General features: G+C 72.6%; 1 protein-coding gene. It reads left to right on the top strand.

Features of this window, described 5'->3' with window-relative positions:
- Positions 1 to 162: 162 nt before the first annotated feature.
- A partial coding sequence (locus D7X12_RS41910; RefSeq protein WP_439329429.1) for an amino acid kinase family protein occupies positions 163 to 463 on the top strand: 301 nt, incomplete at its 3' end.

Below are 463 nucleotides of genomic sequence, written 5' to 3'. Positions count from 1 at the left end.
CCCCGAAGCACCCGGCCCCGTGCTCCTCCCCGAGCGCGGGGCTTTTCATTGCCCCCACCGCAGCCTCCAAGGACTCCCCCGGAGAACCCTCATGACGACCCAGACGCCCCCGATGAGCTCCCGCCGCTGCCGTGTCCCGTCGTGCCTCGCGGAGGTCGTGTCATGCGCGTGATGAAATTCGGTGGCACCAGTGTCGCGGATGCGGAACGGATGCGCGGCGTGGTGGCGCTGGTCGCGGAGGCGCGCAAGCAGGAGCGGGTGACGGTGGTGGTCTCCGCGGTGTCGGGCATCACCAACCTGCTGGTGGAGGCGGCGCGGGTGGCACAGGAGGGCGAGCCGGTGCAGGGCGCCTGTACCCGGTTCGAGGACACGCACTCCGCCATCGCGCGGGCCCTGGCCGCGGAGTTGACGCCCGCCCAGACACGGCCGCTGGCGGAAGGGCTGGTGGCGCTGGGGGTGGAGC

Origin of the sequence: Corallococcus sicarius, assembly GCF_003611735.1 — a bacterium.
Lineage (GTDB): Bacteria > Myxococcota > Myxococcia > Myxococcales > Myxococcaceae > Corallococcus > Corallococcus sicarius.
Note: the sequence above shows the minus strand (reverse complement) of the source record. Positions and strands in the feature narration are given on the sequence as shown.